The following is a 21,381-nucleotide window of genomic DNA, read 5'->3' as shown; positions in this document are numbered from 1 at the left end:
GACATTGAAACCAAAGAAAATTGGCATTAGCTGTTATCCTACAGTTGGTGGTTCAGGAGTAGTTGCAACAGAATTAGGGAAGCAGCTCGCCTCAAGGGGACACGAAGTTCACTTTATTACAACAGAAATTCCGTTTCGTCTTGACGATAAAGTTTATCCGAACATTTTTTTTCATGAGGTGGAAGTGAACCAATATGCTGTTTTTAAACATCCACCTCACGATTTAACAGCGGCAAGTAAATTAGCAGAAGTCATTCGCACTCATGAACTTGATATTTTACATGTTCACTATGCTGTTCCCCACGCTGTTTGTGCCATTTTGGCAAAACAAATGAGCGGACGATCTATTAAAATTATGACAACTTTACATGGCACGGATATTACCGTACTAGGTTTTGATCCGTCTCTTCAACCGTTAATTCGCTTTGGGATTGAACAATCGGATTGTGTAACCGCAGTCTCACATGATTTAGTTCGCCAAACGAAAGAGTTAGTCGAAACGTCGAAATCAATTGAAACGGTATACAATTTTGTGGATGAAGATGTGTATTACCCTAAACCAGTCGAAGGACTCGCAGCTCATTACGGTATTTCAAGCGATGAACGTGTTCTCATTCACATCTCAAATTTCCGACCTGTTAAACGCATTCTCGACGTCTTAAAAAGCTTTTCGCTTATTTTAAATAAAGCGAAAGCGAAACTACTGCTCATTGGAAACGGCCCAGAATTACCAATTGCCAGACAATACATAAAAGAACATGGGCTTGAGGAAAATGTACTTGTTTTAGGTAATCAGAAACATATCGCTGAGCTTTTATCAATGAGTGACGTTATGCTTTTATTAAGTGAAAAAGAAAGCTTCGGGCTTGTGGCATTAGAAGCCATGGCATGTGGTGTACCTGTTGTAGGTACAGCAATTGGTGGCATTCCAGAAGTCATTGAAGATGGAGCGACTGGTTACCTTGTCCCTGTAGGTGACGTAGAATTTGTTGCAGAGCGAGTACTTCAGTTGCTTCAAGACCAAGCCACTCATCAACGCTTTCGCGAACGTGCGTTAAAGCGAGTGAAGCAGGAATTCTACTCGCAGCGGATTGTTAGTGAATATGAGCGATTGTACGAAAAAATGTTGCAGGAAGATGGGACAATGGATGAATAAGCACGTTGAACAATGCCTGCAAACACTACATGAAAAGGGATATGAGGCATACCTAGTTGGAGGAGCCGTTCGTGATTACTTACTAGGACTTAAGCCAAAAGATTTTGATATCACCACAAGCGCTTCACCTGAACAAATTGAAGCGTGTTTTCATCAAACGATTCGAATTAATGAACGTTTTCAAACGGTGCTTGTTTATCAAAGTAACGTACAAATAGAAGTGTCGACCTTTAAAGGACATACCTTTGTCGATGATATTCAAGCACGAGATTTCACAATCAATAGTTTAGCGTACAGCCTTAAAGACGGCGTATTGGACTTGGTAAACGGAACATCTGACTTGACTAATAAGTGTATTCGGTCCTATCGACCTGAAGAGATCCTACAGTCCGATCCGCTTCGCATCCTTCGAGCGGCACGGTTTGTCAGTACATTGGGCTTTCATGTAGAAAAGGAAACGTTGCAAGCATGTCAAAAGTATGCCAATGGTCTTACCGCTGTTGCACGGGAGCGAATGGCAGTAGAATGGGTTGGGTTACTAAAAGGCGGCTACAAACAAAAAGCATTTTCTTTTTTGGAAACGATACGTTTAGAGGAAGTACTCCCTTTTTTAACCCTTCATCCTTTCGTCTATAATGTACTTAAATCGAATGAGTCTGTTTCGTGGGACTCGGATGTAAGGGCGTTAGTGGAATATTGCCTAATTGCTGGTACAACAGATATGCTGGCTGCTCTACCGTTTTCCAATCAGGTGAAAAAACAAGTGAAGCAACGCTATCATATGTATCATTACCGTCTGAATCAGCAATGGTCAGATTGGGAATTGTATCAGGCTGGACTAAGTATGGCAATAGAAGTCGAGAAGATTCGGGAAGGTCGAGGAATGGATTTTGAAGCACTAGAGAAAATGAAAAATCGCTACCAAGAATTGCCTATCCAATCAAAATCAGATTTAGATCTAACGGGAAGAGACTTAATTGAGGAACTAAACAAAAAGCCAGGTCCATGGGTAAAGGCGGCTCTAGAACAACTTCAAAAGGCTGTAGTTGAACGGGTTGTTCCAAATGAACGAGACGCTCTAATCCATTACTACATGCGAGAGAGTGAGTAAAATGAAGTCATTACTTTTGCGACTGCTATTAGCAGGTGATTATGTTTCCGGCGAAGTCATAAGTGAACAATTAAATGTGAGTCGCACGGCAGTCTGGAAGCAAATTAAAGCATTAAAAGAACAAGGGTACACGATTCAATCAACAACAAACAAAGGCTACAACCTATTGCAAGCACCAGACACGGTCTACGCACACGATATTGAGGCAAGAGTTCAAACAAAAACCTTTGGAAGAGACGTTATTGCATACGATTCAGTGCCGTCTACTCAACCTATGGCGCACCAAGCCGCAACAAATGGCAGTCATGAAGGCACGCTAATCGTAGCAAATGAACAGACAGAAGGAAGAGGGCGATTAGGAAGAGAATGGGTTGTCGAAAAAGAGCAAACCATATCAATGTCTCTTATTTTAAGACCGACTATTCCACTTACTCGCGCCCCGCAGCTTACTCTTGTTGCTGCAGTTGCTGTTGCACGAGCGATTGAAAAGGTAGCCCCTATCGACTGTGAAATTAAATGGCCAAACGATTTAATGGTAAATGGTAAAAAGCTTGTTGGCATTCTAACGGAAATGGCAGCAGATCCAGATCAACTACATTATGTCATTGTTGGGATTGGGATAAACTGTCATCAAGGAAAAATGGAGTTTCACAATCAAGTGAAAGATGTTGCAACGTCTATTTATGCTGAAAGCGGACAAAAGATAAACCGTTCTACATTGATTGCGGAAGTGATGAACGAATTTGAATGGCTTTATCAGAGCTACGTAAATGATGGTTTTCAAGCAATAAAAACGTTATGGGAAGCTCGAGCCATTTCGTTACAGCAACGAGTGATTGCACGCACACCGAAAGGAACTTTTTCAGGATTTGCATACGGCATTACGGACGAAGGGCAATTACGATTACGGGAAGATAATGGACAAGAACATTTGATCTATTCTGCAGACATTGAACTCGACACAACCTCTTAACCCTTGTTATACTGATGGAGCAAGGGCTGTATCTGCGAGAACGGCACCCAAGAATGGATGGGCAAAAAAGCGTCTGTTGCTTCGATTCCTTTTGAGAACGGAGACAATAATGAGGTTTTTTAACCCCCCTTGCAAGCGCAAGGGGGGTTACGCCGTTTCATGCAGTTCAACATTTGAACACATGAAACCGGAGGATGAGAAATGAAAACAACAACCCAATTTTTACAGATGAAAAAAGACAACGAACCCATTGCCATGCTGACGGCCTATGACGCGCCTTCTGCTAAGCTTGCTGAGCGGGCTGGAGTCGATATGATTTTGGTTGGAGACTCCCTAGGCATGGTAATGCTTGGTTATGACTCTACTGTTCCAGTAACAATGGACGACATGGTGTTGCACACAAAATCGGTTAAAAGAGGCGCGAAAGACACATTTGTAGTGACTGATTTACCGTTTTTTGCGTACCATAGTACGTTTTCTGAAACAGCTGCTAATGTGCGTCGATTAATGCAAGAAGCAGGTGCAGATGCTGTTAAACTCGAAGGTGGAAAAGAGATCGTTGAGACGGTTCGCTTACTTGTGCAGGCTGGTGTACCCGTTGTTGGTCATATTGGTCTTACACCACAATCAGTAGGTGTACTAGGTGGCTACAAAGTGCAAGGAAAAGATCAAGAAACCGCTGAGCAGTTAGTAGAGGACGCAAAAGCAATCGCTGAGGCAGGTGCTTTTGCCATTGTTGCTGAGTGTATTCCTCACCAGCTCGGAACCATTTTGTCAAAACAAGTAGCAGCACCTATCATTGGGATTGGCGCTGGAAATCAAACAGATGGTCAAGTGCTTGTATACCATGATGTCATTGGATATGAATCACCTCGCGTACCGAAATTTGTTAAACAGTATGTATCGATTTCACCGGTCATTGAGGATGGGCTTATTCAGTATGTACGTGAAGTAAAAGGAAGAGATTTCCCTGCACCAGAGCATCAGTACACAATGAAAGAAGATGGCTGGTTAACCCTTTACGGAGGAACGAAGTAATGCTTGTTGTGACTACCATAAAGGAATTACAGCAAGTGCTCTCTCCGTATCGTTCTGATAACCAAACGATTGGCTTTGTTCCAACGATGGGTGCCTTGCATGCAGGGCATCAGTCGCTCTTCTCAGTAGCTAGAGACCATCATGATGTTGTGGTCGTATCCATTTTTGTCAATCCGCTTCAATTTGGCCCGGGAGAAGATTATGAAACGTATCCAAGGCAGCAAGCGCTTGATGAACAAGTAGCAAGAGAAAGTGGTTGTGACGTCCTATTTTGTCCAACCGTTGGAGAGATGTACCCAGATGGCTTTCCACAAGTGGTTCATGTTAAGCAAGGAGCAGACGTTATGTGTGGAAGAAGTCGCCCTGGACATTTTGATGGGGTGGCAACGGTTGTCTTAAAATTGTTTTCTGTTGTTCAACCAAATGAAGCATTTTTTGGTGAAAAAGATGCCCAGCAGCTTGCGATCATCAAGCAGCTTGTAAAAGAATTTTTCTTGCCAATTACCGTAACAGGTTGTCCGACTGTCCGAGAAGAAGATGGATTGGCACGAAGTTCACGGAATGTCTACTTAACGGCAGAAGAGCGTCGTTATGCGCCATTGCTTTACAAAGCACTTCAGAAAGCGCAAGCGTCCGGAAAAAGAGATCCATCGATACTCGTAGCAGACGTTAAGGCTACTCTTGCGTCCATCCCAGTCGGCGAGATTGACTATGTGGAAGCCTATGAATACCCATCGTTAAAAAAAGTGAATGAAGCCAATGCCCTTATCATTGTGGCGTTCGCTTATCAGTTTAAAAAAGCACGTTTAATTGACCATATCGTAATGGATTTTAACAACCGAGGTGAAACACCATGTTCCGAACAATGATGAAAGCAAAATTACACCGCGCTCGAGTAACGGAGTCAAACTTAAATTATGTTGGCAGTATTACCATTGATGAAGATTTACTTGATGCAGTTGACTTGTTAGAAAACGAAAAGGTTCAAATTGTTAACAACAATAACGGTGAGCGGTTTGAAACGTATATTATTAAAGGGGAACGAGGCAGCGGTGCCATTTGTTTGAATGGTGCTGCGGCTAGAAAAGTGCAGCCTGGTGATGTGATTATCATTTTAAGCTATGTTCTCCTTAGCAACGAAGAGGCTCATCGTCATACGCCTAACGTGGCTATTCTTAACGAAAGCAATCAGATTGTAGAAATGTTAGGAACAGAACCAGCTTCTACCGTTTACTAATTCGAATATTCCCTCCTAGAAACATGCAAACTGTTAGTAACGCATGAATGGGAGGGGATTTTTTGAAGGAATGGATAGACGAGTGGTATAGCCTGTACCAATCTGTTTGGGAATTACCGCTTGATAATCAAGTTGAGGTATTAGAGAATAAAACACAGCAATTACTCATGACGTGGGGATCGTTAGATGAAGCGCTTCAAGAGTTAAAAAAGAAGCTAAAAGACGAAAATGAGCCATATGCATACCAGTCAAAAGGAACGGTTCTATTTGATCAAGGTCAATTTGATCAAGCTTGTTTTCAATTAAAACAAGAACAGTGTGGGGAGAAACAAGAGGCCATTCGCTGTTTATACCTCGGATATGCTTTACTCTATACAAATGATGTAACAGCAAGTGAAGAATATTTCCGCTACGTACAGTTCATTAGTAGACAGGCATTAATTCTTCATCTTGTCTACCAAGGTTTAGGATTGGTGGCTATGCTTCAAAATAAACTGGAATTAGCGATCCAGTATTTAGAAAAAGCACAACCTTTAGCAGAAAATCATGAAGTCATGTATAATTTAGGTGTATGTTACTTTTCTCTAGAAAATTACACGTATGCTGTAACGTGCTTTAGACGCTACGCGTACGTTAAAGACGATAGCGATGGTCTTTATGCATTAGGATTAGCGCTTTTGCAAGCAGGTGAAGTCGAAGAAGCTAGAGCCGCTTTCCTAGAGGTAATTGAAACGGTTGAGAATGAAGCTGACTTAGTAGCAGTTGCTCAATTAGTAGAGTGGATTGGTGAGCATGAGCTTGCCTGTTATGCCTATGAGCATTTAATGTTGCTAACAGGTAAAAAGCCGCGCTGGTTACACGGATTTGCATGGAATAAAGCATTAGCAGGAGACGAAAGAGCGATTCACTTATTAGAGGAGCTTGGTCAAACTGATCCAGAAGCGAAAAAATCCTATGAGTGGATACAAGCAACAGTAAAGTAAGAACGGGGTGTCAGTGTGTCACAATCTTATGTTGTGCTTGATTTGGAGACAACAGGAAACGCTCCAGAACAAGGCGCGCGAATTATTCAAATTGGAGCGGTTAAGGTGGAAGGTCACAAAATAACGGATCGATTTTCAACATTTGTCGATCCCCAATGTGAGATTCCACCTTTTATCACAGAATTAACCGGTATAACAGAAAATGATGTTAGTGGCGCACCACTATTTGAAGAGGTTGCTGAAGAGGTATTAACCTTTTTAAATGGAAGTCATTTTGTAGCTCATAACGTTCCATTTGATAAAGGTTTCCTAAAGAAACAGCTAGCGCTTGCGGGCTATCAGTTTCCGAACTGTTATACATTTGATACGGTAGAATTAAGTCGAGGCTTGTTACCAACATTAGATAGCTATAAGCTTTCAGATCTAACCGTTTACTTTGATATGGATCATTCTCGACCACATCAAGCAGACAGTGATGCTGAAATGACAGCTGAGCTGTTTATTTATTTACATAAAAAAATACTTCAACTACCGTTACCAACGCTACAGGCGTTAAAGAAAATAACGGCTTCCTTAAAAAGTGACTGGGATTTTTTAATTGAGGAAGGTATTCATCAAGCTCTTCAAAAAACACAGTTTGATGATGCGTCGATTGATGTGTTCAGGCAGCTGGCGTTAAAGCGAATTGAAGGAGAAGAAGAATTCACTGAAGAAGAGCTACCTGAAACATTTTCAAGCTTTGAGCAGGCTTTTTTTTCTGAAAAAGGAAAACTTGCGTCTCAATTTGAGCAATATGAAATTCGTGAAGGGCAAAAAGAAATGGCAACAGCTGTGTACGAAGCTTTTTCCGATCATGCCCATGCGCTTATAGAAGCGGGAACAGGCACTGGGAAGACGCTTGGCTATTTAATTCCTAGTGTTTATTACGCGAAACAAACAAACCAAAAGGTTGTACTGTCAACATATTCTATCCCTTTACAAGAGCAATTACTTCGTAAAGACTTAGCGCTAATGAAACAAGCGTCAGGTATGCAGATTCGTGTTGCAGTGTTAAAAGGAAGGCAACATTATTTAGATTTAAGAAAATTTGAAGAGGCAGCATTGTACAGCGAAGAAGGTTCATACGATGTCCAGCTAACAAAAGCTCAAATCTTAATTTGGTTGTTGGAGACCCGAACAGGTGACGTGGAAGAATTAAATTTATCCAGTGGTGGGCAGCTATTTTGGCAAACGATACAAAGTGATGCTTCGTCGGATTTAGGTCGATTTAATCCTTGGTTTTCGCGCTGTTTTTATCATCGATCACGTAAACAAGCAAAGGAAGCGGATATTATCATTGTTAATCATGCGTTGTTAATGACGGATGTACATCAACGAAGAGCCATTATTCCTACATATAGTCACGCCGTTATAGATGAAGCCCATCATTTAGAAGAAACGGCCATCGATTATTTTGGAATGGCAGTTAATTATTTATCCATTGGCTTTTCTTTGTCGCGATTGGTTCAATCTGTTAATCAAGATAAGTCGTTTATAAATGAGTCAAGTGAAGAGATTAGCAGCGTGTTAAATGAAATAAAAGAAGATGTGGAAGAATTATTTAGAATGCTTCACGCGTTTGTGAGTGAACGGCAGACGGAAGCAACGGATGTTGGCCGCATGAGCTATGTGTATCATAGTTTTCAAGAAGAAGGCGTTTTATGGCAAGGGATTTTAGAATGTGCAATGCGTGTGCAAATGAACAGCTCTTCTATTATTGAACAGCTTTACAAGGCAGTTGATCATGAAAAAGACAATGAGCCTGCTTACGAAGAGCGCTCCTTTATCGCAAATGTTAAATCGATGATCGCATTATTTGAAGAAGAAGTGACACAGCTCTACGAATTACTTTTAGAGTATGATGACGCATTTGTTTATTGGATAGAAGCCGAGCCAAAGGGTGCTAAAAATGCGATTTATTTATATGCAAAACCGATTCGAGTAAACGACAGGTTAGCAGATGATTTTTTTGCAACTAAACATAGCGTCGTGTTGACTTCAGCGACATTGACTGTTAATCAATCATTTGACTATGCGCAAAAACGACTAGGATTAGAAGATTTTGGTGTGCGTACACAAAAAATCGCCTCTCCTTTTTCCTATGAAAAACAGTTAAAAGTATTTATACCAACCGACATTCCAGATGTGCGCGCTCATAATGATCAGTTGTTCATCCAAGATGTATCCATTAAATTATGGCGCTTAACAGAATCAACGAATAAAAAAGCACTCGTACTATTTACGTCATATGACATGCTCAAGCAAGTTTATCAGTACGTAAAAGATCTTGATGAATACGGGCAACTAACTCTTATTGGTCAAGGCGTAACGAGTGGATCACGATCTCGCCTTTTAAAACTGTTTAGACAAGCAAATGGAGCGAGTATATTACTTGGAACTAATAGTTTTTGGGAAGGGATTGATTTGGCTGGTGATGCACTAGAACATTTAATTATTGTACGATTGCCGTTCGCTCCTCCTAATCAACCTCTTACACGGGCTCAAATTAACGCTGCGAAGGAAAACGGTGAAAATCCGTTTACGGACCTTTCTTTACCTCAAGCGGTTATTCGGTTTCGACAAGGGTTTGGGCGCTTAATCCGGACAACGAAGGATCAAGGCAACTTCTTTATATTTGATCGCCGTGTTGTCACAACGAGGTATGGGAAGACGTTTTTAGCTTCACTGCCGACTACACCAGTGTACGAAGGGAAATTCGAACACTTATTGGAAGCTCATATTCATAATCAGGAGGAAGAGTAGTGGATACACTGATTTATAATGCAACCATTATCACAATGGATGAAGAAGAAACGGTTATTGATCGTGGCTATATACGTTTTAATGAAGCAAGTATTGTGACCATTGCGGAAGGAGAACCGACGCAAGAAGAAAAAAAGGGGACTGTACAACGAAATGCCAATGGGAAATGGCTCATGCCAGGTCTTGTTAATACGCATGGTCATCCAGGTATGACGCTTTTAAGAGGCATTAGTGATGATCAGCCACTACAAGAGTGGCTTGAACAATCCATTTGGCCAGCAGAGCAACAATTCAATGAAAGGACTTTACATGTTGCGCGAGATGTCAGTATGATTGAAATGATTGCTTCTGGAACAACGGCTTTTGTAGATATGTATCATCTTGGCTTACCGGCTTTTGCTAACAGAATTAAAGAAGTCGGTTTACGCGCAACGTTAATGCGTTCGGTAATTGGGCTTTGTTCTAAGGAAGAACAAGATGAAAAGCTAGCAGAGTCCCTTTCGTTTGCGACAGCCTTCCACGGTGAAGCAAACGGACGAATTACAACGATGTTAGCCCCTCATGCCCCTTACACGTGCCCACCGGACTATATTGACCGTATTGTAGAAGCCGCTCGTGATGCTGATTTACCTGTTCATATGCATCTGGCAGAAACGAGAAAAGAAATCCATGATTTTATGGATCAACACGGCATGCATCCGTTAGAGTTATTGGAAGAACGTGAATTGCTAGCAGGTACGAAATGGCTATTCGCCCATTGTGTTCATATGTATGAGCAACATTTTGAGCTAATTCAACAAAGAGGATCAATGATCTCTCACAATCCCATGAGTAATATGAAACTTGGATCAGGAATAGCCCCAGTAGCATCCATGCTAAAGCATGGTATTCCAGTATCGATTGGAACTGACTCAGTTGCATCAAATAATCATTTAGATTTGTTTGAAGAAATGCGATTTGCGTTACTGTTGCAGCGTGGTGTAAATGAACAGGCTGATCTTGTTAAAACATACGAAGGCTTAAAAATGGCGACAATAAATGGCTCGAAGGCAACGTATGTCAATCAAGTAGGTGCACTACGGCCTGGCAATGAAGCCGATTTTATTATGCTCTCTCCACATCAAGCTCACTTTTTGCCTGAACAACGTGTACTATCTCATCTCGTTTTCTCTGCTAAGGGAACTGACGTTACGGATGTGTTTGTTCAAGGAAAACCATTGTATCGCGACAAAGAATTCGTTACGATGGATAAAGAAAAAATTATGGCAGAAGCTCGTTCCATCTCTAAATAAAACTGTCTGTTGACAAAAAGCTTATCGACTTAGTCGATAAGCAGAACGCTGATTTTGCAGCGTCAATGAGGTGTAGGTAGAAGGTTTTTAATCGATTTCAGCCTGCATATCCTCTGCACTTGCAGATAGTGGATAGAACACAGCAGGAAACGCTGTTTGCTTTAATGGAAAACAGCATATGTCCTCCAACGTTTGGTTTCCTCTGCGAAGCAAGGACCATTCGTCCTTTTGATGCTGAAACCAATCGGCTAAGCCATGTTGTTCCATATGAACGCCCCCCTTCTTCTGGCGTATTTGTATTTTGCCACGAACAAGGCAAGCTATGTTTAGTAAAGATTGTGGAGAAGTCTAGAATTTGGTTGGTATACTTTAAATGGAGAGGCGAGTGAAGAAAAATGGAAAATACCGATATGAAAATGAAAGTATTATCAACAGTGACAATTGATCGTACAGATGATTTCTACAAAGTCGTTGATCAATTAAATCGAACGTTAAAAGAAAAAGGATTAACATTTGGTTTTGCTCTTGATGCCAAAGACTCTGAAAAAATTGTTTTTACCATTTATGAAGTGTAGAGGAAAAAAATGAAGAAAAAAGGAATTATTATTTCGCTACTCGTTAGTTTGTTTCTTCTTAGTGGCTTGAGTATTTGGCTGTACAGTACAATCCGTGCACCGTTAGCAACAGAAGGGGAAGACGCACGCACGGTTGCTCTAAACTATAATTTATTATCTACCGTAAGCGATGTCTCCCATTATTATGGTGGTGACAGTTACTGGGTCTTGGAAGGCACCAATGATGACGGAGAAGACCAATTGTTATTTTTGCATCAGGACTATGAAGAATCGGATGAATATTATTTACTTTCTCCTACAGATGGTGTAGAAAAAAGTGAAATGGTTGATACTGTATCACAAGACTTAAACGTAACGTCCTTTGAATCAATCCGACTTGGTGTTGAAAATGGACAACCAGTGTATGAATTTACATACGTAACAAATGGTTCAAGGGTTTTTTACTATACATTGTTTGAAACAGGTGCGTATTTAAAGAGTTACAGTATTCACACAGCTGCTTAAGAGCGAAGAGTGGGCTTCTATCGACTTTCATCCCACGGTCAGTTATAATGTTAGTCGGAAAAAGAAACGTTTGAAAAGAAAGACGTTCAGGAGGAATGACAGTTTTGAAAACAACGATTGCCCAAGTAGGTCAATATGTAGACAAAGAAGTAACCATCGGAGCATGGCTTGCAAATAAACGATCAAGTGGAAAGATCGCTTTTCTGCAATTACGAGACGGTACAGGTTTTATTCAAGGTGTAGTGGTAAAAGCAGAAGTAGAAGAAGCACTATTCCAGCAAGCAAAAGCACTAACTCAGGAAACGTCGCTTTATGTTACTGGCATTGTTCGCGAAGATGAGCGTTCCCCATTTGGCTACGAGCTCACAGTAACAGGTATTGACATTATTCATGAAGCAGAAGGGTATCCAATTACACCTAAAGCCCACGGAACAGAGTTTTTAATGGACAATCGTCACTTATGGATTCGTTCAAAAAAACAGCATGCTGTGATGAAAATTCGAAACCAAATCATTAAATCAACGTTTGATTTTTTCTTTTCAAAAGGTTTTACAAAATTAGATTCACCGATTTTAACAGGTAGTTCACCTGAGGGCACTTCTGAGCTATTCCATACGAAATATTTTGATGAAGATGCGTTTTTATCGCAAAGTGGACAACTTTACGCTGAAGCTGGTGCAATGGCGTTAAATCGTGTATTCACGTTTGGACCAACCTTTCGAGCGGAAAAATCAAAAACGAGACGCCATCTCATTGAATTTTGGATGATCGAACCCGAAATGGCTTTTGTTGAGCACGAAGAAAGCTTAGATTTACAAGAAGAGTATGTGTGCTATTTAGCTGAGCAGGTTCGAATGAATTGTGATTTAGAACTTGATCTTTTGGAAAGAGACAAAGAGAAGCTTGCTGCAATTAAAGGTCCGTTTCCTCGCGTAACATACGACGATGCGTTAGAGCTCTTACATAAGAAAGGCTTTGACGATATTGTCTGGGGCGATGACTTTGGTTCACCTCATGAGACAGCGTTAGCAGAGCATTACGACAAACCAGTATTTATTACACGCTACCCAAAATCTCTGAAGCCGTTTTACATGCAGCCAGCTCCAGATCGAGATGATGTTGTATTATGTGCCGATTTAATTGCACCAGAGGGCTACGGTGAAATTATTGGTGGATCAGAACGCATTCATAACTACGATTTGTTAAAACAAGAAATTGAAGCACATGGTTTACCATTAGATGCTTATCAATGGTATTTAGATTTAAGAAAATATGGTTCAGTTCCACATTCAGGGTTTGGATTAGGATTGGAGCGTACCGTTGCTTGGCTTTCTGGCATTGAACATGTTCGAGAAACGATTGCGTTTCCACGCTTGTTAAATCGTTTATACCCGTAACAATAAAAAAACACCTTACCGCATAGTAAAATGCACGTAAGGTGTTTTTTAGTTGTAAAAAGGAGCAATTCCTTAAAATCACTACTTGTTTTCTACTGCTTCAAGAGAAGTAAACGTGTTATACTAAGAGTTGTTAGAGGTGGTAGTTGTGGATGATACAGTCTTATTAAAATGGGTTCAGCAAAAGCAAGTCACTGTGCCCCATTTACTGTTAAAGCATTATACAGAGTTAAATATGAACGAGACGGAGCTTGTTCTTCTTATACAAATTCAACGATTAATTGATAACGGTGATTCGTTTCCAACTCCGCAAACGTTAAGTGAACAAATGACGCTTTCGATTGAAGAATGCGCTGAAAAAATTGGTCAGCTCGTCCGTAAGCGGTTATTGTCAATTAAAAACAAGCGCGACGACGAAACGAACATGGTGTATGAATATTGTTCACTTGACCCGCTATGGCTTCAATTAATCGATTACTTAGAGACAAAACAAAGTGAAAATGAAGGAACGAAAACAGAAGAAATAGAAGGGCAACTTTTTCAGCAATTCGAACAAGAGTTTGCCAGACCACTATCCCCGATTGAAGTAGAAACGATTTCCATGTGGATTGACCAAGATACCTATACAGTTGAATTAATTCAAGCCGCATTAAAGGAAGCTGTAATCTCAGGTAAATTGAATTTCCGCTACATTGATCGCATTTTGTTTGAATGGCAGCGCAATGGCATTCGAACCGTTGAACAGGCACATGCCCACAGCGAACGGTTTAGAAAGAAAAACACTTTACCTGTCAACAAAGAAAAACGCCAGACTGCAAAACAATCAGAAAACATACCAGGATTTAATTGGTTAGAAAATTTGTAAGGAGAGCACGATGTTATCGAAAAAAGATACCCAATTTGTCGTTGATAAAATGGGAGAAATGTTCCCTGAAGCAGAGTGTGAACTGGTTCACGATAATCCGTTTGAATTACTCGTAGCCGTTATGCTATCTGCTCAATGTACAGACGCGCTAGTAAATCGTGTAACACCGAGTTTGTTTGCTAAATATAGATCACCCGAAGATTACTGTGCAGTTCCAATAGAGGAACTACAATTGGATATAAGGTCAATTGGCTTATATCGAAATAAAGCAAAAAACATAAAAAAAATGGCTCAATCGTTACTCGATGATCATAATGGAGAGGTTCCGTCTGCTCGGGAAGATTTAGAGGCACTTGCAGGTGTTGGAAGAAAAACCGCCAATGTCGTTACAAGTGTTGCGTTTAACATCCCAGCCATTGCTGTTGATACGCATGTAGAGCGTGTGTCAAAGCGTCTAGGCATTTGTCGTTGGAAAGACTCTGTTAAACAAGTAGAGGAAACCCTTGAGAAGAAAATTGAGAAAGCCGATTGGTCTGATGCCCATCACCGAATGATTTTCTTTGGCCGTTATCATTGTAAAGCACAAAATCCTCAATGCCAGCAATGTCCTTTGGCCTTTATGTGTAGAGAAGGGAAAAAACGGTTAAAAGGAGTGAAGGATCATGTATAAAAAGGTTCCTTCCTCTTTTTGTGTGGCCCCTTTTTATAGGGAAGGAGAAGAGGTTTATGTAGACGCACAGCAAGATTTTATAACGCGTCAGCTAAGCCTTCCTTTCTTTGAAGATATAACAGTATTTACGAAACCATGGGAAGTCAACACAACAGAAGCAATCCGTGAACTCCAGCATTCTTTTACTTGTCAGAAAGATCGGTATCTGGCTCTAATAAAAGAAGGAAAGGGTAAAGAGATTGCTCATGAACAGCTTATTATGAAAGCGTTAATGCTACAAAGTCTTTTCTGGTTAAATGGTCAAAGAGTAAAATTAACGCAAGTAGCACATGATGTACATACGTTTACTCATGCACCTCTAAATGCAGTGGATCGTGTGCTATTTATTTTACATGGACAAGGAGACCGGGGTTTTGTTCAGCTTTGCTCCTTTATGGAAGACCTCAATAAGCTGAATGAGCGTGTCGATCTTTTGAAGAAATTGTCAAAGAGAGGAAGTCAGCTGTGAATGAAGTAAAAGAGCATGCGAATTTAACAGATAATGAGCAGCTTCAGTGGAAACGAATTCAAAGTAAAAACACGTTGTCCATTGCATTAAGTGGCCATTTTTCTGCTGGAAAGTCGTCTTTAATTAATCATGTGACAGGTGTGCCAATTTTACCTACAAGTCCAATTCCAACGAGTGCCAATCAAATTACGATTGCCCATGGTGATCTAAAAGTAGTTGTTGTGCATACAGATGGTACAGAAAAGTCTTTTCAAGGGCTAATTGACTGGACAGCTATCAAACGTTACGCCATGGACGGGGCAAATGTTGAAAAACTAATGATCTATGCGCCCATACCGTTTTTGCAACATGCAGGTAGCTTAGTCGATACACCAGGTGTTGATTCAACAGATCCGACTCACCAACAAGTAACATTAGAAGCACTCTTTACGACTGATATTTTACTCTATGTCATGGATTACAACCATGTTAAGTCCGAAACCAATTTAGGCTTTTTAAAGCAACTTTCTGATGAGGGAAAGCCCCTATTTATAGTCGTCAACCAAGTGGATAAACATCATGATGCTGAGTTGTCTTTTCAAAGCTACAAACAAAGTATTTTAGATACACTTGCGGAATGGGGAATTGCGTATCACGACTTATTTTTTACAACAATTAAACAGTCCCCATACGATGAACTTGAGCGTTTAAAAGCAGCTTTATTATCGCTGTTTTTTTATGGAAATGAGTTAGTCGAAGCAGGAAAAACAAAAATTGAATATAGTTTTTTTAAATCGGTTCAGCGAAGAGTCGAGGATGATTGGATAGAAGAGCGCACCCGTTTTGCTGAAACACTCCAAGAAGAAGGTTATCAGTTAACAGATATTGAGAATTACGATCAACATGTTGAAAAAGTGTCTCAAGCTGAGCAAGGTTCAGCAGCTCGACATCAGCATTATTTACAGGAATGGGACGATTTGTTTCGACAAGCAACCGTATTCAATTCAATCTTAACAGAAAAAACAGGTAACTGGCTTGAAGCCATGCGACCGAATTTCAAAATCGGTCTTTTTGCATCTAAGCGAAAGGTTGCACAGGAAAAAATCCACCGTCAAAAAGAGGTATTACATGAACTTAACGACCAAATAAACAAGCAGCTTGTGTTTCACATCAGACAATCTCTGCAATCGCTTCCTTTAGGAGAAATGACAAACCAACCTGTCTTTTTAGAAGCTGTTCAATCCCTTTCATTTACAGCAACGCCTTCTTTTTTAGAAGAAGCGGTGCCGAAGACGACGTTCGCTGACTCTTTTGTCTACCAGTATACAAAAGAGCGAACAGAAGAAATAAAGCGGCAGTTGAAGAAGCAAGCCCTAGACGTGCTTACCATCGCAGAAGAGCAATTGCAGGCTTATGATGAAAGAAAAAAGCAAGAAGCACATAAGAGGCGGCAGCAACTTGATGCAATGAAGCCGTATGTGTCAAACTATCTCTCTGCTAAAGAGCGCAAAGAAACCATCATTCGTGGGTTAGTGAAGGAAGCAAACCGAAGAGATGATAAAGGTGCTTTTTCTAATGCGTTAAAGGAAATGATGACAAAAACGGTTCATTTTGAAGACAGCCCTTCGTCTTGGAAAGAGCAAGTGAAACAAAATGCTGAAACCACACTTCTACCAACGACTAAAACCGAGCGTCGACTGACGAATGAACGCATTCGTGTAACAGATGAAGCGATTGCACAAGTGCAATCAGTAATGAATCAATTTGAAAAAACAGCCTACACCCAAGATTGGCATGAACAGCTTGAGCAAGAAATAAAGCATATTCAGACAGAGCAATTCACATTGTCATTATTTGGTGCTTTTAGTGCAGGGAAATCAAGTTTGGCAAACGCATTATTAGGTGAAAAAGTATTACCAGCTTCTCCTCATCCAACAACGGCGACGGTGACTACCGTAACCCGGCCAACATCGACTTATGCAAATGGGAATGTCTTTGTTCAATACAAAACGTATGAACAATTACGCGGTGAATTAGCATCGATTTCACAGCTATTAGACGTGTCACTTACGCTAGAACAGTTTCAACGCTTTCGGACGAAAACGTATCAGGCAACAACGGCAGCTAAAAAACAAGCCTTGTCCTATATTGAAACGTTACAGAAAAGTATGAAACGCTTCGAGTCCTTTATCGAGCAAGCTGAAGTGGTATCTCTGGCTGATTTAAGTGAAAAAATTGTGAATGAAGATGTTGCTTGTTTGATTGCTAATGCGACCATCTATTATGAGTGTGAGTGGACGAAACGAGGCTTGACGTTAGTGGATACGCCTGGAGTCAATTCCATTAATGGTCGACATACAAATGTCGCTTATGAACAAGTAAAAGCATCAGATGCGATTTTGTATGTAACGTACTATAACCATTCCTTTTCACGAGCCGATGCACAGTTTATTGAGCAATTAGGGAAAATGAATAAGCAGTTTGCCTCTAAAAAACTCTATTTTGTTTTAAATGCGATTGATTTAGCGGCAAATGAACAAGAGCGTCTCGGTGTGGAGTCATTTGTCATGCGTTCACTTGAAGAAGCAGGAATTGATCAACCTGCACTGTTTTCTCTTTCAAGTAAAAATGTATTTGAAGAAGAAGCCGCATCAACAGACTTTAATGATTTTAAACAAGAGCTTTATGGCCCCTTATTAACGTCGTTAAAGGAAGCCAACCGAACGTCATTTGTGGCAAATGTAAAACAGTATCTTCTGTATTTGCAGGAAGCAGAAGTGTTTACAGCGCTTAAGGACGAAGAGAAGCAAGCGCAACAACAGCAATTTGAACAGCAGCTAACTACGATGCTGGATTCATTTAAGCAAGATTATGGGAAATCATTTCATATGAAAGTGGAGCAAGAGGCAAGTGAATTGTTTGCTTATTTACGAGAGCGCATTCCTTATGTAAGTCGTGATCGTTTCATTGAATTTGTTAATGTGGCTACGATTGTTGGCCCATCTCGAAAAAAACAGAAGGAAGTATTAGCCACCCAGTTAGCAACATGGAATGAAGATAGTGTTTTTTATGTTAATCAAGAATTAAAAGCAACGATGACGCGCATTAGTCTGATGCTCCAACGGGCATTTGAGCAGTGGAAAAAAGAATGGCAACAATCCATTCAAGCAACCGTACCCGGCTTTCAATTTCCACATGCCAAACAATCTATTCAACTCGAGACACTACAGGCGACGTTAACAACAACACTGTCTATTCAGTCAAATGTTGGTTCATTTCAATCGCTTAAAGATTTTTTTGAAGGCGGTCGTGTGAAACAAGTGAAGGAAACGTTAGTAGAAGAGCTCGTTCAACAAATGCGTGCAGGTTTAAGGGAAGAAGAGGAACATACTCAACAAACACTAAATGGAGTAGCGAAGCACTTATTCGAGAAACAAGCTCAACTGTTAGAAGGAAAGGTCGCTGCAGAAATCACGAAGCGCAGACAGCTTCATACAGATACGATGCAAGAAAGCATTCAAGCAGAACGCGCTACCTTACAACGATGGGTAAATGAAAAAGCATAGGGATGAACCCCTATGCTTTTTGCTATTCTTAATCATCTTCATTTGTATCTTGTTGGTCAGTGTTTGAATCCGTATCACCCGTTTCGTTCCCAGGATCAGCTGGCTCTCCAGAACCTGTATCGTCACCATCGCTTGAACCATCATCTGGGGAAGAGTCTTCATTAGAAGAGTCATCATTAGAAGAGTCATCATCTGTTGAACCATTGTCGTTTTCACCGTTCGTGTCATCGCCATTACTATCTTCATCTTGAGATGGCTCTTCTTCTTCTGGTGGTTCCTCTTCGATTTCTTCTTCCTCTTCAATTTCTTCTTCCTCTTCATTCTCTTCTTCGTCTTCAATTGTAGCGGTTATTGAAACCGAGGAACTGGCACCACTCGTTCCGTCAGTTGCTCGGGCACGGATGCTAAAGGTATAGCTTCCTGGACTTACGCCGCTAACAGTAGCAGTTAACGAATCTGGTGAAACATCTAATGAACCTGAACTAATAGAGGTTTCAAACTCAACATCATCTAATAAATCAGCAGGGTAGGACCAAGAGAAGGTTAGTGTGCCAGCGTCTTCATCGTAACTGTAATCAAGTCCGCTTGGGTCAGGAATATCTTGGGCAAACTCTTCCGATACTTGAGAAGGTCCTGTTCCACGCACGAATAACTCAGAGACAATTTCGCTACTTGGTGTACCTGCACTTGGTAACTGTCCTGTTCCACGTTCAACGCTAATACGTTCCACCGAATCTGGCATTGTAAAGTCAGATGCTTGAACCCCTTGGTGGACTCCCGTCATAATATGGCGGAAAATAGTACGCGTAATTTGATTGTGGTCGTTTGTTAAATAATTATCTCCACGTCGATCGGTAAAGCCAATCCAAGTAGACAATGTATATTCAGTACTGTAACCAGTAAAAGCAGAGGCGGGGAATGCTCCATCACCTGGTGCTACATTAAGGTTGGCAAATTCATCATTGGTAAAGTTTGCTGTACCAGTTTTTCCAGCAATGGGCACATTTGGCACTTGTGCACTTGTACCGGTTCCATCTGTCATCACTGATTTCAACATATCCGTAACCATATAACCAGTGTAGTCTTCCATTACTTGTTCTGTTTCAGGCTGAACGTCAATTTCGCGTCCATCTGGATAGACGATTTTACGAATCGTGTACGGATCAGTATAAGCACCGTTGTTTCCGAAGGCAGCATATGCTGCGGCAATTTCTTTTGTCGATCCTTCTGCTGTCCCAAGAACACCGGATTCATTATTACCGTTAGAGTTAGGCGTAAACATTCGTTCCAAAAACTCAAAAGCTGCATCTGGTCCAACTTCATTTAGTGCTTTTACAGCAGGGATGTTTCGTGAATCGGCTAATGCTTGCCGCATGCGCATATTGCCTCTAAATTGATTATCATAATTTCTGACAGGAGAGCCATCAACTTCATAGTTATAAGGCTCATCGGCAATAATATGACCAGTTGACCATTGTTCTTCTTCAATAACCGGTCCGTAGCCAAGTAGTGGCTTCATAACCGAGCCATGATTCGTTTGAATAGAAGCGTAGTTGTTTACCCGGGCATCATTTTCTTCTGTTCCATTTCCCATAGCCCGAACAGCACCTGATTTCGTATCAAGTAAAGTGACGCCAACACGAAAGTCTTCGTTGTCTGGAAACGGTAACCCTTCATACTCACCAGATTTTAAGACAGCGTCTACCAAGTCCTGTGCTTCAGTGTCGAGTGTTGTATACACTTTTAAACCTGAATGGTAAATCTCATCGGTTGTAAACCCAAGGTCGTCAAGCTCTTTTAACACTTCATCATAAAATGTATACCAACCTGAGTTTTCTGTTTCGGTATAATTGATTTGATCATTTATATCTGTGTTGCGTGCTTCTTCAGCTTCTTCAGCTGAAATAAACCCTTCCCGTTCCATTCGGTCAATAACGACGTTACGACGCTGTTCATTTGTTTCTGGATTTCTTACAGGGTCAAAGTCACGTGGTCGTTGCGGAATAGCAGCGAGTACAGCAGCGTCTGCAATCGTTAAGTCTTGTAAGTCATCTTTCCCGAAATAAGCTTCAGCAGCAAGCTGAACTCCGTACCCTGCAGATGGGCCTAAGTTAATTTGATTTAAGTACATCTCTAAGATCTCGTCTTTTGAGTACATTCGTTCAAGCTGTATCGCTAAATACGCTTCTTGAATTTTTCTTGTTAACTGTTTATCTTGTGAAAGGAATAAGTTCTTCACTAACTGCTGTGTAATGGTAGAACCACCTTCTGCACCAAACCCTTCTCGAAGATTGGCAAGTACGGCTCCACCTAAACGGCGGACGTCAACACCGAAGTGGTCACGAAAGCGATGGTCTTCAATCGCTAAAAATGCGTTTTGAAGGTGATCAGGCATGTCGTTAATGTCTGCATTAATACGATTCTCACCGCCGGTTAACGTGAACACAAGCTCATCATCCATATCATGTACTTGTAAGGATTGAGGAAGCAGTAACTTTTCTCTTTCAATGTCAGGTGCGTTTGCAAGAATAACGCCGACGGCAACACCGCCACCAATTAAGCCGACACCGAACAAAATAAGACAGGCAAGCACCATTTTCTTTAGCAATGACCTTTTTGGCTTATTGCCTCCATTTCCACCGTTTCCAGCTGACTTTTTACTTTTTTTACTTGTTGTTTGCGCAGTTTTTCGCTCTTGGCGTGATTTGTATTCATCTGCCATCTT

The 21,381-nt window shown here is 40.9% G+C and carries 18 protein-coding genes; 16 read left to right on the top strand and 2 right to left on the bottom strand.

Going from position 1 to position 21,381, the window contains the following annotated elements:
- Window positions 1-4: 4 nt before the first annotated feature.
- The 9 genes from bshA to FPV17_RS11310 all read left to right on the top strand — a co-directional run bounded on the left by bshA (window position 5) and on the right by FPV17_RS11310 (window position 10,592).
- Complete coding sequence (bshA, locus tag FPV17_RS11350) at window positions 5-1,156, top strand: N-acetyl-alpha-D-glucosaminyl L-malate synthase BshA (protein WP_060705393.1); 1,152 nt, start codon at window positions 5-7, stop codon at window positions 1,154-1,156.
- Window positions 1,149-2,267, top strand: a complete 1,119-nt coding sequence (locus FPV17_RS11345) for a CCA tRNA nucleotidyltransferase (RefSeq protein WP_186370610.1) — start codon at window positions 1,149-1,151, stop codon at window positions 2,265-2,267. The genes bshA and FPV17_RS11345 overlap by 8 nt, the downstream gene beginning before the upstream one ends.
- 1 nt (window position 2,268) lies before the next feature.
- Complete coding sequence (locus tag FPV17_RS11340; RefSeq protein WP_060705325.1) at window positions 2,269-3,240, top strand: biotin--[acetyl-CoA-carboxylase] ligase; 972 nt, start codon at window positions 2,269-2,271, stop codon at window positions 3,238-3,240.
- A 201-nt stretch (window positions 3,241-3,441) separates the two neighbouring features.
- The gene (panB, locus tag FPV17_RS11335; RefSeq protein WP_035398359.1) at window positions 3,442-4,278 is read left to right on the top strand and encodes a 3-methyl-2-oxobutanoate hydroxymethyltransferase; all 837 of its coding nucleotides are present in this window, start codon (window positions 3,442-3,444) and stop codon (window positions 4,276-4,278) included.
- Window positions 4,278-5,147 carry a pantoate--beta-alanine ligase gene (gene panC, locus FPV17_RS11330; RefSeq protein WP_052008296.1) on the top strand — a complete coding sequence of 290 codons (870 nt, stop codon included), beginning with the start codon at window positions 4,278-4,280 and terminating at the stop codon, window positions 5,145-5,147. The genes panB and panC overlap by 1 nt, the downstream gene beginning before the upstream one ends.
- A complete protein-coding gene (gene panD, locus FPV17_RS11325) occupies window positions 5,132-5,515 on the top strand; it encodes an aspartate 1-decarboxylase (protein ID WP_035398357.1) in 384 nt (127 codons plus the stop codon). The genes panC and panD overlap by 16 nt, the downstream gene beginning before the upstream one ends.
- Window positions 5,516-5,577: 62 nt before the next feature.
- Window positions 5,578-6,498: a tetratricopeptide repeat protein gene (locus tag FPV17_RS11320; RefSeq protein WP_186370609.1), complete on the top strand. Its 921-nt coding sequence runs from the start codon at window positions 5,578-5,580 to the stop codon at window positions 6,496-6,498.
- Window positions 6,499-6,513: 15 nt separating this feature from the next.
- Window positions 6,514-9,300 carry an ATP-dependent DNA helicase DinG gene (dinG, locus tag FPV17_RS11315; RefSeq protein ID WP_144559055.1) on the top strand — a complete coding sequence of 929 codons (2,787 nt, stop codon included), beginning with the start codon at window positions 6,514-6,516 and terminating at the stop codon, window positions 9,298-9,300.
- Window positions 9,300-10,592 carry an amidohydrolase gene (locus FPV17_RS11310; RefSeq protein WP_144559054.1) on the top strand — a complete coding sequence of 431 codons (1,293 nt, stop codon included), beginning with the start codon at window positions 9,300-9,302 and terminating at the stop codon, window positions 10,590-10,592. The genes dinG and FPV17_RS11310 overlap by 1 nt, the downstream gene beginning before the upstream one ends.
- 87 nt (window positions 10,593-10,679) lie before the next feature.
- On the opposite strand, the gene FPV17_RS11305 is transcribed toward FPV17_RS11310, so the two are convergent.
- A complete protein-coding gene (locus FPV17_RS11305; RefSeq protein WP_035397954.1) occupies window positions 10,680-10,859 on the bottom strand; it encodes a hypothetical protein in 180 nt (59 codons plus the stop codon).
- A 128-nt stretch (window positions 10,860-10,987) separates the two neighbouring features.
- Between FPV17_RS11305 and FPV17_RS11300 the strand changes: the two genes are divergently transcribed.
- From FPV17_RS11300 to FPV17_RS11270, 7 genes are all read left to right on the top strand, one after another.
- Window positions 10,988-11,167: a YpmA family protein gene (locus FPV17_RS11300; RefSeq protein WP_035397952.1), complete on the top strand. Its 180-nt coding sequence runs from the start codon at window positions 10,988-10,990 to the stop codon at window positions 11,165-11,167.
- Between the two features lie 9 nt (window positions 11,168-11,176).
- On the top strand, window positions 11,177-11,671 hold the full coding sequence (locus FPV17_RS11295) for a cell wall elongation regulator TseB-like domain-containing protein (protein WP_035397949.1): 495 nt from the start codon (window positions 11,177-11,179) through the stop codon (window positions 11,669-11,671).
- A gap of 104 nt (window positions 11,672-11,775) precedes the next feature.
- Window positions 11,776-13,068, top strand: coding sequence for an asparagine--tRNA ligase (gene asnS / locus FPV17_RS11290; RefSeq protein ID WP_144560480.1), 1,293 nt, complete (start codon window positions 11,776-11,778; stop codon window positions 13,066-13,068).
- Between the two features lie 148 nt (window positions 13,069-13,216).
- Window positions 13,217-13,933, top strand: coding sequence for a DnaD domain-containing protein (locus FPV17_RS11285; RefSeq protein ID WP_144559053.1), 717 nt, complete (start codon window positions 13,217-13,219; stop codon window positions 13,931-13,933).
- Window positions 13,934-13,943: 10 nt separating this feature from the next.
- Window positions 13,944-14,603: an endonuclease III gene (gene nth / locus FPV17_RS11280; protein WP_035397947.1), complete on the top strand. Its 660-nt coding sequence runs from the start codon at window positions 13,944-13,946 to the stop codon at window positions 14,601-14,603.
- Window positions 14,596-15,111, top strand: a complete 516-nt coding sequence (locus FPV17_RS11275) for a YpoC family protein (protein WP_035397945.1) — start codon at window positions 14,596-14,598, stop codon at window positions 15,109-15,111. The genes nth and FPV17_RS11275 overlap by 8 nt, the downstream gene beginning before the upstream one ends.
- Window positions 15,108-18,656, top strand: a complete 3,549-nt coding sequence (locus FPV17_RS11270) for a dynamin family protein (RefSeq protein ID WP_144559052.1) — start codon at window positions 15,108-15,110, stop codon at window positions 18,654-18,656. The genes FPV17_RS11275 and FPV17_RS11270 overlap by 4 nt, the downstream gene beginning before the upstream one ends.
- A 28-nt stretch (window positions 18,657-18,684) precedes the next feature.
- Here FPV17_RS11270 and FPV17_RS11265 read toward each other — a convergent pair whose 3' ends face one another.
- Window positions 18,685-21,378 (bottom strand): penicillin-binding protein 1A, encoded by a 2,694-nt coding sequence (locus tag FPV17_RS11265; RefSeq protein WP_144559051.1) that lies wholly within the window; start codon window positions 21,376-21,378, stop codon window positions 18,685-18,687.
- Window positions 21,379-21,381 lie beyond the last annotated feature (3 nt).

The organism is Shouchella miscanthi (genome assembly GCF_007725405.1).
Classification (GTDB): domain Bacteria; phylum Bacillota; class Bacilli; order Bacillales; family Bacillaceae_D; genus Shouchella; species Shouchella hunanensis.
The sequence above is the reverse complement of the archived record's forward strand: the minus strand, read 5'-3'. Positions and strand labels throughout refer to the sequence as shown.